13 protein-coding genes and 2 pseudogenes are annotated in these 13,042 nt (G+C 67.8%); 9 read left to right on the forward strand and 6 right to left on the reverse strand.

Translation table 11 applies throughout. The features are described from left to right. Both ACTWQJ_RS05300 and ACTWQJ_RS05305 read right to left on the reverse strand, forming a co-directional pair. Positions 1 to 829: gala protein (locus ACTWQJ_RS05300; RefSeq protein WP_443305436.1), on the reverse strand; the 829-nt coding region annotated here is incomplete at its 3' end. 56 nt (positions 830 to 885) lie between these two features. Then, positions 886 to 958, reverse strand: a pseudogene (locus ACTWQJ_RS05305). A 272-nt stretch (positions 959 to 1,230) separates the two neighbouring features. Between ACTWQJ_RS05305 and ACTWQJ_RS05310 the strand changes: the two are divergent. Further along, a complete protein-coding gene (locus ACTWQJ_RS05310) occupies positions 1,231 to 1,551 on the forward strand; it encodes a hypothetical protein (protein ID WP_443305437.1) in 321 nt (106 codons plus the stop codon). Between the two features lie 153 nt (positions 1,552 to 1,704). On the opposite strand, the gene ACTWQJ_RS05315 is transcribed toward ACTWQJ_RS05310, so the two are convergent. Next, a complete protein-coding gene (locus ACTWQJ_RS05315) occupies positions 1,705 to 3,489 on the reverse strand; it encodes a sigma-54-dependent Fis family transcriptional regulator (RefSeq protein WP_443305438.1) in 1,785 nt (594 codons plus the stop codon). A 182-nt stretch (positions 3,490 to 3,671) separates the two neighbouring features. On the opposite strand from ACTWQJ_RS05315, the gene ACTWQJ_RS05320 reads away from it, so the two are divergent. The 7 genes from ACTWQJ_RS05320 (at position 3,672) to ACTWQJ_RS05350 (ending at position 10,724) form a co-directional block, all read left to right on the forward strand. Then, complete coding sequence (locus ACTWQJ_RS05320) at positions 3,672 to 4,697, forward strand: NAD(P)-dependent alcohol dehydrogenase (RefSeq protein WP_443305439.1); 1,026 nt, start codon at positions 3,672 to 3,674, stop codon at positions 4,695 to 4,697. An 18-nt stretch (positions 4,698 to 4,715) separates the two neighbouring features. Beyond that, the gene (locus ACTWQJ_RS05325) at positions 4,716 to 6,317 is read left to right on the forward strand and encodes an extracellular solute-binding protein (RefSeq protein WP_443305440.1); all 1,602 of its coding nucleotides are present in this window, start codon (positions 4,716 to 4,718) and stop codon (positions 6,315 to 6,317) included. 79 nt (positions 6,318 to 6,396) lie between these two features. After that, a complete protein-coding gene (locus ACTWQJ_RS05330) occupies positions 6,397 to 7,275 on the forward strand; it encodes a carbohydrate ABC transporter permease (protein WP_224738100.1) in 879 nt (292 codons plus the stop codon). After that, a complete protein-coding gene (locus tag ACTWQJ_RS05335) occupies positions 7,272 to 8,117 on the forward strand; it encodes a carbohydrate ABC transporter permease (RefSeq protein ID WP_129797609.1) in 846 nt (281 codons plus the stop codon). Before ACTWQJ_RS05330 ends, ACTWQJ_RS05335 begins: the two co-directional genes overlap by 4 nt. Beyond that, positions 8,114 to 9,202 carry an ABC transporter ATP-binding protein gene (locus ACTWQJ_RS05340; protein ID WP_443305441.1) on the forward strand — a complete coding sequence of 363 codons (1,089 nt, stop codon included), beginning with the start codon at positions 8,114 to 8,116 and terminating at the stop codon, positions 9,200 to 9,202. The genes ACTWQJ_RS05335 and ACTWQJ_RS05340 overlap by 4 nt, the downstream gene beginning before the upstream one ends. Before the next feature lies 1 nt (position 9,203). After that, positions 9,204 to 10,286: an ABC transporter ATP-binding protein gene (locus tag ACTWQJ_RS05345; RefSeq protein WP_443305442.1), complete on the forward strand. Its 1,083-nt coding sequence runs from the start codon at positions 9,204 to 9,206 to the stop codon at positions 10,284 to 10,286. Between the two features lie 105 nt (positions 10,287 to 10,391). After that, positions 10,392 to 10,724 (forward strand): putative quinol monooxygenase, encoded by a 333-nt coding sequence (locus ACTWQJ_RS05350; RefSeq protein ID WP_443305443.1) that lies wholly within the window; start codon positions 10,392 to 10,394, stop codon positions 10,722 to 10,724. A 308-nt stretch (positions 10,725 to 11,032) separates the two neighbouring features. Here ACTWQJ_RS05350 and ACTWQJ_RS05355 read toward each other — a convergent pair whose 3' ends face one another. Further along, positions 11,033 to 11,182: a hypothetical protein gene (locus tag ACTWQJ_RS05355; RefSeq protein WP_443305444.1), complete on the reverse strand. Its 150-nt coding sequence runs from the start codon at positions 11,180 to 11,182 to the stop codon at positions 11,033 to 11,035. A gap of 282 nt (positions 11,183 to 11,464) precedes the next feature. Beyond that, the gene (locus ACTWQJ_RS05360) at positions 11,465 to 12,022 is read right to left on the reverse strand and encodes a class I SAM-dependent methyltransferase (RefSeq protein WP_443305445.1); all 558 of its coding nucleotides are present in this window, start codon (positions 12,020 to 12,022) and stop codon (positions 11,465 to 11,467) included. Here ACTWQJ_RS05360 and ACTWQJ_RS05365 point away from each other — a divergent pair. Then, a pseudogene (locus tag ACTWQJ_RS05365) lies at positions 11,987 to 12,508 on the forward strand (nucleotidyltransferase domain-containing protein); the annotation flags it as partial. The gene ACTWQJ_RS05360 and the pseudogene ACTWQJ_RS05365 overlap by 36 nt on opposite strands. Positions 12,509 to 12,627: 119 nt before the next feature. Here the strand turns inward: ACTWQJ_RS05365 and ACTWQJ_RS05370 are convergent. Beyond that, on the reverse strand, positions 12,628 to 13,041 hold the full coding sequence (locus tag ACTWQJ_RS05370; RefSeq protein ID WP_443305469.1) for an NUDIX hydrolase: 414 nt from the start codon (positions 13,039 to 13,041) through the stop codon (positions 12,628 to 12,630). Position 13,042 lies beyond the last annotated feature (1 nt).

The raw sequence follows: 13,042 nt of genomic DNA on the forward strand, positions 1-13,042 counted from the left end.
CGAGGGCGTCGGCGAGGGCGCGGGCGCCTTCGGGGCCGATGCCGTTGCCGCCGAGGCCGAGCCGGACGGGCCTCGCGGGGTCGGTCGCGGCGGCCAGGACGGCGGTGCCCTCGTCGCCGAGGTGGTTCGCCGTCAGGTAGAGCTCACGGACGCCGGCGTCGCGGACGAGGGCGGCGAGCAGCGGGGCGTCGGCGGCGGTCAGGCCGTTGCCGCCCAGGAAGAGCCGTTCGAGCGGAGCCTCCCGGTCCAGGAGGGCGTCGAGGAGCACCCGTACGCCCGCAGGGCCGATGCCGGAGTTGACGAGATCGAGGGTGCGCAGGGTGGTGTTGCGGCGCAGCAGCCCCGCGAGAGTGCGGGCACCGGTCTCCCGGACGGGATTCCGCTTGAGCCACAGGGCGCGGAGCGTGGTGTCGTCGGCGAGTGCCGCGGCGAGGGCGGTCACGCCGTCCGGGCCGATGCGGTTGCAACCGAGGTAGAGGGTGTGGATCCCGTGGGAGGCGCCGGCGTCCCGCGCGGCGACCAGGGCGTCGGCGACCGACCGGACTCCGTTGTCGCCGAGGGAGTTGGTACCGAGGAGCAGATGGGCGGCGTGCGGGGAGGCGGTGGCGACGGGCAGCAGCCGGGCGGCGCCGTCGGCGCCGAGTCCCTGCTTGCACAGGTCCACCCGACCGTCGGCGCGCAGGGTGCCGAGCGGGAAGGTCTCGTCGTCGGCAACGGGCCGCGCGTCGGCGAGGCGGGCCATCAGCGGCCCGAGCTCCTCGGGGTCGGCGAGCGGCAGATCGGGGTGCTCGATCGCGGGGCAGCGCACGGGCGTTGTCGGCTGGGTCATCACCACTCCACCGGTCTTCGCCGGGGCCCGGCGTCCGCGTCGACATCAAGTAGGCGCAAGACCGGTCGGATTCGAACCGACGTCCTCCAGCTCGATGCGTGGGCGCGACGACCTCTGCGCTACGGCCTTGCTGCGCACGATCATAGCCACACTCCGCGCCTGATTTCGATCACCAGTGTGATGCGATTGCGTCAGGCGGCGCGGCCGAATATATGCGTACGGTCGGCGGGGCACGGACGCCCCGACATCAACTCCATGGTGGAAACGCGCACTTCAACACCCAAACCCGCACACGAGGAAGTGGCGCACATGGCCTCCGCAGCATCCGCTCCCCCAACGCCCGGCAACTCAAGCGCATCGTCGCCGCCAGCCTCATCGGCACCACCATCGGGGCATCAGCGGTGGCACCCGCGCTCACCTACTCCCTGTTCTGGCGAGGGTTCACGCGCACCGGCCTGCTCGCCACCCTCTACGGCGGCGCGGCTTGCGCGCTTGTGCTGATGGTCTTCTCCAAGGCCGTTTCGGGCACGCCGTCCGCCGTCTTCCCGGACGCCGACTTCACCCTGTTCCCCATGCAGTCCACCGGACTGATCTCCATCCCGTTCGGCTACCTGGCGGGCTGGCTGGGCAGCCGTCTGGACCACTGGCGCCGCGCCGCCGACAGCCTCGAGAACCGGCGGCTGTACGAGGAGAGCGAGGCACGGCTGCTCGCCGCCGAATGACCACGGCTGCGCGGGCGGGCTACGCGAGCGGCTTCAGTGCCCCGCCGTAGTCCGCCCAGCGGCCCAGGTCCCGTCGTCTCCGTGCGGTGTACGCGCCCCGACGGCGACATCGAGCAGCGCCCCACGGCTGCCCGACGCCCCGGAGGCAACCCGTCAGGTCAGGCTCGACGGGACGATGCCGTAACGGCGCATCTTGCGGTACATCGTGGCGCGGGAGATACCAAGGTCCTGGGCAGTGCGCTGGACATTGGAGTTGTGGTCCATCAACCCACGCAGGATGGCGTCGCGTTCCAGCGCCTCGATGGTGGTCAGGACCTTGTGCGAGGACACCCGGCATTCCGGCGGGAGGTCCTCCGCATGGATCATCGGGCCGGAAGGCCGCCGCGCCAGTCCGCGCATCACCGACTCCAGCTGCCGGACGTTCTCCGGCCAGGGGCATCGCTGCAGCATGGTCAGGGCATCCGGGGAGAACCTGCTCTCACCGCTCGGCCGGTACTTGCGCAGGAAGAACCGCGCCAGGTACTCGATGTCCCCGGGGCGATGGCGCAGGGGCGGCACCTCCACCAAGGCACCGCAGAGCTGGTCGAGCTGGTCATCGGTGCCGACCATCGACGGCTGGCTGGTCAGGACCAGTTGCCCGGTGGCGGTGCCGTCCAGGTGCGTCAGCAGGTTCCTCAGTCGCTGCCGCAGCTGGTCGCCCAACAGGTGAACGTCGCGCAGGACAAGCACGTTGGACGGCACGGCGAGCAGCTCTCCGATGTCATGCAGCCAGCCCTCGGTGACGGCAGGCGCATCGGACAGCGGCGGCTGCGTCATCTCCAGCCGGCGTCCGGCGCCGTGGGCCCGGTGCAGGGCCTCGATCAGCGTCCTCTTGCCGACACCGGCTTCGCCCAGGAGATGCAGCGACGTCCCGGCCACGAACGCCGCCTGGCTGTCGGCGATCGCGCGCAGCCAGTGCGGGGACGAGCCCACCAGTCTCAGGTCGGACCGGGCAGGCGCGGCGGAAACCGCGGGTCCCTGCTGCGGGCGTCCGATCAGCCGGACTCTGAAGACGGCGCCCGCGTCGCTGTCCTCGCGCCGACAGCGACTGACCCTGAGTTCGGCAACCCGTCCGGAGGGCAGGGCGATGCTGCGCGTCCCCTCCGTCCGGGGGCTGTCGGCGATCTCGCGGGCGTGGTCGAGCAGCGCGTAGTGATCCGGCCCGGTCACCGCCGTGCTGAGCTGCTCGTTCATCATGACGACATCGCGGTTCAGGGCCAGCACGGGGCCCGGACGTACCGAGGAGCACGCCTCCATGTAGTCATGGAACAGGGCCCGCTCGCGCTGCGAGGTGATCGCCGCGATCTCACCTTCGATCTGGGCCGCGACCGAGCGGGCGAAGGCCATCAGCATGCCGTCGGAGCCCTGACGGATGGTGGTGAGGTTGAAGGCTCCCAGCAGGGTGCGCCGGGTGGGATGCAGGATCGGCACGGCCGCGCAGTGGAAGTCCCGCAGCGCCTCGACGTAGTGCTCCATTCCGGCGATCATGACCGGGCGGCCGCTGGCCAGCGCGGTCCCGATGCCGTTGGTGCCCACGTAGCGCTCGGCGAACACATGGCCCGGGGCCAGCTGCACGCGGTTGAGGTTCGTCGTCAGCCCCTCGTGGGACACTTTCCGGGAGAGCATCACGCCGTTCCGGTCCGTGATCATGATGGACACCGGGTCGTCGGCGAGCTGCTCGTGCAGCCTGTCCAGGATCGGCAGCGCCGCCCTGGCGAGGGGGCTGTCGAGGTTGGGGTTGTCCAGGTACGGAGCGTCGAGGCTGCCCGACTGCACCTTGTGCTCCATCGAGCGCTGCCACGAGGCCACGACAAGCGGCCGGGCGCTTGGATCGTTGGTGACTTCCAGGTAGAGCTCTCTGGCTGCTCTCAGCGAGCTTCCGGGCTGGTGGCGGGGCATTAACACTCCCGTACTGCGCGCGTCACATTCCCTCAATGCAGTGATTGGACCAGCCCGGCGGCGTGGCGCCTACGGCGTGTATCACATTGAGACATCCGCGGATGGATTCTGAGACATCGACCTGCGAGCGACGGCCTGTGTAATCGGCGCACCATCCACCCGCCGACCCACAGGGAGCCGCCATGAAGGCCGTGCAGGTCATCGAGTACGACGAGCCGCCCGTGCTCGTGGACGTGCCGGACCCGCAGATCACCGGTCCGCTGGATGTGATCGTGAAGATCGGGGGCGCCGGAGTCTGCCGGACCGATCTGCACATCCTCGAAGGACAGTGGAAGGAAAAGAGCGGGGTCACCCTGCCGTACACGATCGGTCACGAGAACGCAGGCTGGGTCGCGGAGGTCGGGCAGTCCGTCACCCACGTCAAGGTCGGTGACCCGGTCATCCTGCACCCGCTGGTGACCTGCGGTCTGTGCCGCGCCTGCCGGGCCGGCGACGACGTGCACTGCATGAACTCGGCCTTCCCCGGCATCGACGCCGACGGGGGCTACGCCGAGTACCTGAAGACCAACGCCCGCTCGGTCGTGCCGCTCGCTCCGTCCCTCGAGCCGGCCTCGGTGGCGGCCCTGGCCGACGCCGGGCTCACGGCGTACCACGCCGTCGCCAAGGCGGCCCGGGTACTGCGGCCCGGTGACAGGGCCGTGGTCATCGGCGCGGGCGGGCTCGGGCACATCGGAATCCAGGTGCTGCGGGCCCTGTCGCCGGTCGAGATGATCGTCATCGACCGCAGCCCGGAGGCCCTGGCGCTGGCCGAGGAACTGGGCGCCGACCACACGCTCGTCGCGGACGGAAGCGAGGTCGACCGTGTGCGGGACCTCACCTCGGGGCACGGGGCGGAGGCCGTCCTGGACTTCGTCGGTGAGGGGGGTGCCGTCGAGACGGGCGTGGCCTGCCTGCGCCGCAACGGCAACTACTACGTCATCGGCTACGGCGGCCACCTCCACGTTCCGACGATCGACGTCATCTCCACGGAGATCAACTTCATCGGGAACCTCGTGGGGTCCTACAACGACCTCTCCGAGCTGATGGTCCTGGCCGCCCGCGGCAAGGTCACCCTGCACACCCAGCGCTACCCCCTCGCCTCCTTCCAGCAGGCCCTCGACGACCTGGACGCCGGGGCCGTGCGCGGCCGAGCGATCTTGATCCCCTGACACCGCAGGAGCAGCCCCATGCGCAGCAGACCCTACCCGGCCCTGGTCGCCGTCGCGGCCGTCGCGGCCCTGACCGCCACTGCGTGCACCGCCCAGAGCCAGGAACAGCAAAAGCCCAAGGAAAAGGCCGCGCTCTTCAAGCCCGGCTCGGAGATCAGCTACCAGAAGTACGGCAAGGACTACCCGGCCACGAAGGTCAAGGACGTCCCCGGACCCTGCAGCTACGAAGCGATCAGCCGCAAGGACTACTCCGGACAGACACTGAAGATCATCAGCCACGCCGTCCCCGTCATCGGCGAGCCGACTCAGCTGCACGCCAAGCAGTTCGAGGACATCACCGGCGGGAAGGTCGAGGTCGTCAACGTCCCCTTCGGCGAGCTGCACCAGAAGATCCTCACGCCCCTTCAGGCGGGCCAGCCGGCGTACGACGTCATGTTCTACCCGTCCCTGTGGATCGGCGACATGGCCCCCTATCTGGCACCGGTACCGAAGAAGTACCTGAACACCCCCGGCATGAAGGACGTCACCAAGGCCTACATGGACGTGGCGACCTGGGACGAGAAGGTCGTGCAGTACCCGGTGGACGGTGACCGGCACTACCTCAAGGTCCGCACCGATGTGCTGAAGGACCCCAAGCGGCAGGCGGAGTACAAGAAGGCCACGGGCAAGGACCTGAAGGTCCCCACGACGTGGGCCGAGTACCAGCAGATAGCCGAGTTCTTCAGCGGCAAGGACTTCGACGGCGACGGCAAGCGCAACTACGGCAGCGCCGAGGTGACCAAGCGCGACGACCTGACGTTCTCCGCGTTCATCAGCCGGGCGGCGCCCTATGTGAAGAACGCGGACGTCGAGGGCGGTGTCTTCTTCGACGTCGAGACCATGCAGCCGCTGATCAACACGCCCGGCTTCGTCCGCGCCCTGGAGGACATGGTGAAAGCCAAGTCCACGTGGGCACCCGGCGGCGCCAACTTCGGCCTGGGAGACGAGATCTTCTCCTTCGGCGGCGGGCAGACGCTGATGTCCTACTCGTGGGACGACGCCTTCATCCAGGCCCAGCAGCCAGACAGCAGGATCCGCAACAAGGTCGAGGCAGCGCCGCTGCCGGGCTCCACGGAGGTCTACAACCGCACCACGAAGTCGTGGGAAAAGCAGGCCAACCAGGCGCCCTACTTCACCTGGGGATGGACCTCGGCGGTGGCCAAGTCCTCCAGCCACCAGCAGATGGCCTTCGACTACCTGTGTTTCTTCAGCAATGAGGCCAACACCGCCCTCGACCTGACCATCGGCCGGTTCGGTGTCAACCCCTACCGCAACGCCCACTTCGACCCGGCGTTCTGGCAGAAGCAGGGCTGGGACAAGGACGCCGCAGAATCGTACGTCCGAACACTCTCCGGCATGGAGAAGAACCCCAACCGCATGTTCGACCTGCGTGTTCCCGGTGTGAACCAGTACATGTCCGCGCTGGCCAACGGCGTCGCCGCGGCTCTGGCGGGCCAGCAGTCCCCGCAGCGGGCACTGGACGACGTGGCCCAGGAATGGTTCGAGATCACCGACCAGATCGGCAAGGAAAAGGTCCAAAGCGCCTATCGCAACGTGGTCGCGCTCGAGGACAACTCCTGATCCGACCGCAGGATGCCCCCGGGTGGCCGGACCGGACCGGCCACCCGAGGGCGCCCGCCCCCCTTCCGCAAGGAGAACCATGGACGGCCTGCGCCGACACAAGAGCATGTTCCTGTTGCCCGGACTGCTCACGCTCTTTCTGATCATCATCTTCCCGCTGCTGTTCACCATCCGCGTCAGCTTCTCCGGCTGGAACGTCAGCAACCCCTACATGGACTTCATCGGAGGGGCCAACTACACCGCCGTGCTGCACGACAGCCGCTTCTGGGCGTCCATCACCCGGCTGATCCTGCTGGCCGGCGGCACGGTCCTGATCCAGTACGTCATCGGGTTCGGCATGGCCCTGCTGGTCTGGCGCGAGGTACGCGGCCGCAGATTCTGGCGCGTGCTGTTCCTCGTCCCGATGATGACCACGCCCGTGGTGATGGCCGCCATCTGGCAGACGATCTTCCATGAGTCACTGGGACCGGCGAACGATCTGCTGGACATGCTGGGCCTGAACAGGATTCCCTGGCTCACCGAGTCCGGGCCGGCGCTCGTCGCGCTGATGACGGTCGAGGTCTGGCAGTGGACCCCCTTCATGTTCCTGCTGCTGCTGGCCGGCCTGCTGAGCCTGCCGAAGGAACCGTTCATGGCCGCCGCGATCGACGGCGCCGGCACCTGGCGCACCTTCTGGAAGGTGACCTTCCCGCTGATGGCTCCGGTGTCGGTCGCGGCGGTCGTCATCCGGCTGATCGAGGCGTCCAAGCTCTCCGACAGCGTCTACGTACTGACCTCCGGCGGGCCGGGCTCCTCCACGGAGACCCCGGGTTACTACCTCTACATCCAGGGGCTCAGGGACCAGCAGACCGGGTACAGCGGCGCGATGTCCCTGATCTACCTGGTGCTGATGAGCGTCACGCTCACGGTCGTCGCCGCCCTGCTCACCAGAGCGTTCAAGCTGAAGGGGGACTCATGAGGTCACGCCTTTATCCCACATTCAAATACACCGTGATCGCGCTGTGGGCCTGCTTCGTCGCGGGACCGTTCTTCTGGGCGATGACGACCAGTTTCAAGAATGCCAACGCGGTCCAGGGCGGCCCCACCTACCTTCCCTGGCTGCAGTACAAGCCGACCCTCACCGGCTGGCGCAACATCTTCGGCGGAGCCGGCGGTGTCGATGTGATCCAGCCCTTCGTCAACAGCGCGATCGTCACCATCGCCGCGTCGGCCATCAGCCTGGCCCTGGGGTCCCTGGCCGCCTACGCACTGTCCCGCTACCGGTTCAGGCTGGGCTTCATCAAGAACGGCGACATCGTCTTCTTCTTCGTCTCACAACGGATCATGCCGCCGGTCGTCCTGGTGATCCCCTTCTTCTACCTCCTGCAGTGGGGCGGCCTCCTGGACAGCATCCCCGGCCTGGTCATCGTGACGGTCGCCCTGCTGCTGCCCATCGCGGTCTGGGTGATGGTGGACTTCTTCAACGGCATTCCGCGGGAGATCGACGAGATGGCGATGCTGGACGGCTGCGGCCCGTTCCAGACCTTCGTACGGGCGATCCTGCCGAACTCCCTGCCCGGCCTGACCGTGGCGGCGATGTTCTGCGCCGTGTTCGGCTGGAACGACTTCTTCTTCGCCTTCCGGCTGACCTTCACCGAGGTCCAGACCCTGCCCCAGGCGGTCGTCGCCCTCAACTCCTCCATTCCGCCGTGGTGGACGCTGTCCGCCGCCGCGCTCTTCGGCGTGACACCGCTGATCCTGCTCGCCATCTGGGTGGAGCGCTATCTGTCCAAGGGGAACCTGTCGGGAGCGGTCCGATGAACCTGAACGCCACTGATCTCTGCCTGACCGTCGACGGCGTCGACCACCTCAGGAACGTGACCGCGACCTTCCAGCCGGGACGGCTCCACACCGTCATCGGCCGGACGATGGCCGGAAAGACGACGCTGCTGCGGGTCCTGGCAGGCCTGCAGAAAGTGGATTCCGGCTCCCTGACCCGGGCGGGAGCGGACTTCCTGAAGACGCCGGTGTGGCGGCGCGACACCGCCATGGTCTACCAGCAGTTCATCAACTACCCGCATCTCAATGTGTTCCACAATGTGGCCTTCCCGCTGAAGCGGGCCGGGCTGTCACAGGAGGAGATCCAGCGTCGGGTCCGGCAGAGCCTGGCGAGTGTGGGGCTTTCGGATTTCGAGGCGCGCAAGCCGTCCCAGCTCTCCGGCGGCCAGCAGCAGCGCGTCGCGATGGCCCGCGCCCTGGCGCGCGCCACCGGCATCCTCCTGCTCGACGAGCCGCTGGCGAACCTGGACTACAAGTTGCGCGAACAACTGCGTGACGAATTCAAGACCCTCTTCTCGGACCGGGGGGACACGATCGTCATCTACACGACCACCGAACCCGCCGAGGCGATGATGCTCGGTGATGTGGTGCTGGTCATGCACGAGGGGCGGATCCTCCAGACCGGCACCCCGCAGGAGGTCTTCGAACGCCCGGCGACCACCACGGTGGCGTCCATCATCAACGACCCGCCCATGAACATCTTCGCGGGCCGGATCGAGGGCGGCCAGGTCACGGTGGCCGGCTTCCAGGCCACACATGTCTCCGCGCACCTGGCCGATCTTCCCGACGGCGCCTACCGGTTCGGCCTGCGCGCCACGGACGTCGGCCTGGCCTCCAGCGGGGTCGAGGGCGAGGTCACCTTCGTGGAGATCTCCGGTTCCGAGACCTTCGTCCATGTGGTCGTCGGCGAGAGCCCCTTCGTCGTACAGATCGAGGGCATCCACGACGTCGCCCTCGGCGACCTGGTCAAACTGCGGCTCCGTCCCGACCGGCTGTTCGCCTTCGACGAGCAGGGAACGCTCGTGCGGACACCTTCATACGATCTCGCTTCAGTGGAAGGGCGTTGACATGGCGCAGTTGGACATCGTCGACGTCGGGCACGCGTACGCGCCGGGTGTCGAAGAGGAGCGGTGGGCTCTCAAACCGCTGAACCTGACCTTCGAGTCCGGCACGACGTATGCACTGGTCGGCCCCTCGGGCTGCGGCAAGACGACGCTGCTGAACATCCTGTCCGGCCTGGTCAGACCGTCCCAGGGACGGGTGCTGTTCGACGGCGTCGACGTCACCGCCCTGCCCACGAAGGCCCGCAACATCGCCCAGGTCTTCCAGTTCCCCGTCATCTACAAGTCGATGACGGTCTATGAGAACCTCGCCTTCCCGCTGCAGTGCCGACGTTGGGACAGGGCGAGGATCGACGCCAAGGTCCGGCAGGTCGCCGAGGCCCTGGACCTGCACAGCCGACTGAGGCAGCCCGCCCGCGGGCTCACCGCCGACGACAAGCAGCTGATCTCACTCGGCCGCGGCCTGGTCCGGGACGACGTCGCGGCCGTACTGATGGACGAGCCGCTCACCGTCATCGACCCGCAGCTGAAGCACCTGCTGCGGCGCAAGACCCGTGCGATCACCGAGCAGTTCAGGCCCACCGTGATCTACGTGACGCACGACCAGTACGAGGCGATGAGCTTCGCGCAGGAAGTGCTGGTGATGAAGGACGGCCGTGCCGTGCAGCAGGGCACACCTGAGCAGCTCTTCGAGGCGCCCTCGTCCACCTACGTCGGCTACTTCATCGGCTCACCGGCGATGAACTTCCTGACCGTGGACCGGGGCAACGGAAGCCTCACGCTGGGTGGCCGGGCGCTGTCCGCCGCCTGGGACATCCCGCACAGCACGACCGAGGTCCAGGTGGGCGTCCGGCCCGAGTACGTCAAGATCGTCACGGACCCCGGTCCCAACACCTTCCCCGGCAGACTGCGGAGCGTCACGGACCACGGCGCGCAGCGCGTGCTCGAGGTCGAGGTGGCCGGGCAGCTCGTGAGGACCAAGACGCCGCGGGAGGGGGGAGTGCCGGCGGGCGAGGAGGTCCTGGTCCATCTGCCGCGCGCCAAGGTTCTTCCGTACGCGGACGGTCAGTTGGTACTCCAGCCGTCATGACCCGCCGGGCACGCCCGCACCACCCTCCCCTCTCCCGCGCCGCCGCACGCGGCGGAAACGACGCCAGGACATCCAAGACATTCAAGACATCAGCGAAGGAATCCCATGATCTTCATCACCGCCAAGTTCCGAGTCCGTCCCGAGCACGCCGACCGCTGGCCCGAGATCGCTGCTGACTTCACCCGGGCCACGCGTGCCGAGCCCGGCTGCCTGTGGTTCGACTGGTCGCGCAGTGTGGAGGACCCGACGGAGTACGTTCTGGTCGAGGCTTTCCGCGACGACGAGGCCGGGGTCGCGCATGTGCAGTCCGCGCACTTCAAGGCTGCGCAGCAGACGCTGCCGCCCCATCTGGCCGAGACCCCGCGCATCGTCAACATGACCGTTCCGCAGCACGACTGGTCGCTGCTCGGGGAGATGGCGGTCCCCGGCCAGGACTAGCGATCCCGCCGCCGGGTGCGGCCGCTGCCGTCCTCGGCGGATCCGGGGTCGCCCGGCAAGGCCCGAGACGGTCAGGTGAACATGCCGGCCAGTGGTTGTGCGGCCGCGGCCTCGCCCACGGCGCGGCACGCCGTGGCGGACACGAGGGATTACGGCAGGCGGTGACGCTCGAATCCGTCGCCGAAGGTGGTGGTCGGCATCCGACTTATTACTCAGGGCAGCGATACCTGCGCAATGCCCCGAGCGACGATGACGGAGCGGGGGCGGTCCCCACGGGTCATGGCCCCGACCGGGACCGCCCCGCCGGCTCACTCGGCGAGCGGGCCGAACTCCTCGCGGGTGTCCACCGGCTTGCCGAACAGCTGCCACCGCTCGCCCTCGAACCGCATCAGCTGCATCGTCTCGAGCGGGAAGGCGTCGTCGGGCCCGGTGGAGAGGGTGACACCGGGCAGCAGCATGCCCACCATGTTCAACCATGGCGCTGGAGGCGCCCGGGCGCCCGGGCGCCCGTGAGCTTGACAGCTCGTTTCCCTACTTGAAGGCTACCGACCAGTCGGTATGAAGGGCCGAATCATGACCGAGTTGAGCATCTCCACTGCTGTGGGCGTGTTCGACGCGATCGCGGCGGATCCGGCCTCGGTACTGGCGAGGTCGCGTATTCAAGTGTCGCCAGTTCTGGAGCTTGGGAGACGGGGTGGTGACTGTGCGCGTTCGCTGGGAGGGGCACGGAGTGCGTGCTGTCAGGGCCGCAGCAGTCTGACAGCGAGGAAGCACGGAGCTTGGTGGAGCTTGTTGTAGGCCGTTTCGTCGAGTTCTCGCAGGTCAGGCGTCGGGCGAGGCTCGATGAGTCTTTCAAGCATGAATCCGGCGGCCAGCAGCTCGTTCAGGAATGTTTCCAGCGGCATGCGTTGGTAGTGGATTGCCAACGGGCCTCCGGCGAGCGGGAGGTCGACCCAGTCGTCGGCGTAGTACGACCCATCGAATTTCCGCCAGTCAGCCGTCGGGTGGGTGGTCGAGACCAGCAGCCACCCGCACGGACGCAGGACGCGTCGTAGCTCGCCGAGGAGACGCAGCCGGTCGGCGATATGGTGGAGCAGCAATGCGCACACGACTCCGTCGAACGACGCGTCGTCGATGAAGTCCAGCGGCTTCTCCGCGTCGTGCATGCGCAGTTCGGCCCGGTCGCCCAATCGCTCCCGCGCGTGACTCACGCAAAGTTGCACTGCCGTCGATTCCGACCACCTCGGCACCGCCCGCCAGGAGTTCGGCTGTTCGTGCACACCGAAGCGACGTGGCACGCCTACGTCGAACGGGAACTACGCAAGCGTCGGTCACCGCTGCTGTGGATGTGTGCCGACGGGCTGCTGCTCTTTGACACCGATGGACTCGGAGCACGCATCGCCGCAGAAGCCCGGAAGCTGACCGCCGCAGGACCACCCCCAGAGTCGGCGGAAGAGATCGACGACCGCCGCTACGCGATCACCGACCTCCTGGACGACCTCACGGGAAGCAACGACCAGAACGAGCGTCTCTTCATTGTGACCGAACTGGTCCGACGGACCGGTGAGCTGGCGCTGGCCATTGACGGTTCGTGGGGTGGCGGGGGGAAGTCGCTGGCACGCCGTCTTGAGACGACCGCGCCAGGGCTCAGCACACGCCTCTACCACGGCCTACACGAGGTACTGGGCGGGAGAGTAGAGCCCCTCGTGGCCGTCGTGGACGAGGTGCTCGGGCAGGCCGGCGGCCGGTTGTGGGTCGGCTACAAGCGTGCCGGAATGCCCTGAACGATCTCGCACTGCGGACGGGACCAACACCCATCAAGCGTCACTGACTCGGGCCTGCATCGGTGAACGTGAATCAGGTCGGTAGCGGGGCCCGGGCCACCTTTCGCGTACGCCGACTCTCAGGAGGGAAGAGCCGCCTCGAGGTACGCCTGCACAGGCTCGAACAACCCGTGTGGCACGTAGTGAGGGATCTCGCCATGCGTCACCCAGGCAAGATCGGCCAGTTCGTCAGGGGCTGCGATATGGGCATTGCCACTCAGCACCTCGCAGGCGATGTACGACATCAGTCGGCCCGTCTCTGGGTGGACACGCTCACCGAGCCGCTTCACAGCTGCCACAGCCAAGCCTGTCTCCTCCTGCGTCTCACGCACGGCAGCGTCTTCACGCGTCTCACCAGGTTCGACCTTGCCGGCCGGGAACTGCCAGGAGAGCGAACCCTCGCTGACACGGCGACGCACCATCAGTACACGTCCTTCGTGAACGATGATGGCTGCGGCTACGCCCGCAGTCTGTCGCAACGTCTGATCCTCCAGG

The sequence above is a fragment of the Streptomyces sp. KR55 genome (genome assembly GCF_052245645.1).
Classification (GTDB): Bacteria; Actinomycetota; Actinomycetes; order Streptomycetales; family Streptomycetaceae; genus Streptomyces; species Streptomyces flavusporus.